The organism is Acutalibacter intestini (assembly GCF_034334985.1).
GTDB lineage: Bacteria > Bacillota > Clostridia > Oscillospirales > Acutalibacteraceae > Acutalibacter > Acutalibacter intestini.
Map to the genome: position 1 here is coordinate 1 of NZ_JAWXXL010000067.1, position 1,596 is coordinate 1,596.

Genomic DNA, 1,596 nt, shown 5'->3' on the forward strand with positions numbered 1-1,596 from the left:
CGCCGCATGAACTCTTCCAGACGTTCAAGCCCGAAGTGTGTTCCTTTGCCTTCCTGCGACGCGTAATTATCCTTGATGAAGGACGGCAAAACCCGCGGCCCTAACACGTTGTCGCATAGGGCGTGTTGCACAACCTTGTCTTTGTAGCTGTTCGACATTACAATGCGTTCTTTCGGCTCATACACCTTGAACGTGTTGTATGGGGAAAGGCGGTAAGTTTTCGCCCGTAACTGCACGCTCAAAAGGTGCAAGGCTTCCAGCAAGTTTACTTCAAACTTCGCCGCCGCTCCCTTCCAGCGTTTGCCGCGCCGTGCCTTCCGGTATGCGCGGTATAGATTTTCAAAATTCCATACTTTTTCAAAGTCCGTCATTTATAAAAAGCTCCTTGCCGTGTATAACCTCGGCCAAGCCTTGCGGCTATGCTCCGGTATCGGCAATCTTGTATTTATCCCTGCTGTGGATAGCAGGGAAGGGAAACACTTTCCTTTGATGGTGGTATTGTGTTTTCGGCCAGAATTCGGCGCAAGCTGAATTCTTCGGCCTACTCTGTCGAATGATCCACCGAAGCGGGCGCACGCCCCTGTTGCCGTTGTACGCGTTGTTGTTGTTCAGCGCGCCCGAAGAATTGACATTGCGCACGTTGTACGAATTGCCGGAATTCGGCGGCGGGGCGTGCAAAAGGAAAAGAAGAACCTACAAAGTGTTCCCCGAACGGTTTTCTAAGCTCTCGTTTTGTCCCGCTTCTTCCACGCGGCCACCATGTACTTTACATCAAGAACCAGCTTCGACCAGAAGTTGCAACTTTTCATTGATATAAAGCCCATTTCCTGCGAAAGCTCAATAAAAAATAGAAGCTCCTTGCAATAGGTCATTGCCCGCGCTTGAAGCCTCTGCCGTTGTCTGAATTCGTCCGCTTGCCGCAAATCTAATTCGTTCGCTTCAAGCGTCATTTCGTAAATGTCAACCGCTTTATCCTGAATGCGGTTCACCAGCGTAAAGCGGTATTTCTTCGGGTAACGCTCCGTGCTGTTGGTGATCGTGAAGGTATGCTTTACAAGGTCTTTCGCCTTCACAATCACGTTGAATTCGGAAGGCTCTTTGCGTTCCCGCTCCTGTCCCTGCATTCAAGCACCGTCCTTTCCTGATCCGCTCCAAAATCGCGGTATCTTCGGCGCACCCCTCAAAATCGAAGCCCGCCGCCGTGATTGTCAGCGTGGCCGCGTTGCCGGACGGCGTAACGCCGCAAAGCACCACCGCCGCCGAACCGCCGCACATTTCGCACGGCGGGCGAAGCTCTGTGAAGATGTTGCCGATTATGCACGATAATTCCGCGCCCGTGCAAGCGCACCGCGTCAACATTCGATCCGGCGCAACGCCGCGTTCCATACGCCCGTTGATACCACGCCGTCCAGATCGTCAAAGAGGATCAAGAACGGGTTTGCCGTTATGTCATTGAAAAGCACGGCTTCGATCAACTCAATGCGCGCGGTGTTGCTCTGTATCATGTTCACCAAATGGCCTGCGGTGTCTTCGTCAAGCACGTTCTTCACCGAAGCAAACCATGCGTTGAAGTCGTTTTCCGCTTCCAGCTTAAAT

General features: G+C 52.3%; 2 protein-coding genes and 2 pseudogenes. All 4 read right to left on the reverse strand.

The window, feature by feature from the left end:
- Window positions 1-371, reverse strand: a pseudogene (locus U8U68_RS21100) (reverse transcriptase); the annotation flags it as partial.
- A 46-nt stretch (window positions 372-417) separates the two neighbouring features.
- The gene (locus U8U68_RS22820) at window positions 418-678 is read right to left on the reverse strand and encodes a DUF6273 domain-containing protein (RefSeq protein ID WP_367575879.1); all 261 of its coding nucleotides are present in this window, start codon (window positions 676-678) and stop codon (window positions 418-420) included.
- 41 nt (window positions 679-719) lie between these two features.
- The gene (locus U8U68_RS21105; protein ID WP_160642531.1) at window positions 720-1,124 is read right to left on the reverse strand and encodes a four helix bundle protein; all 405 of its coding nucleotides are present in this window, start codon (window positions 1,122-1,124) and stop codon (window positions 720-722) included.
- A gap of 228 nt (window positions 1,125-1,352) precedes the next feature.
- Window positions 1,353-1,596 (reverse strand): annotated as a pseudogene (locus U8U68_RS21110) (hypothetical protein); the annotation flags it as partial.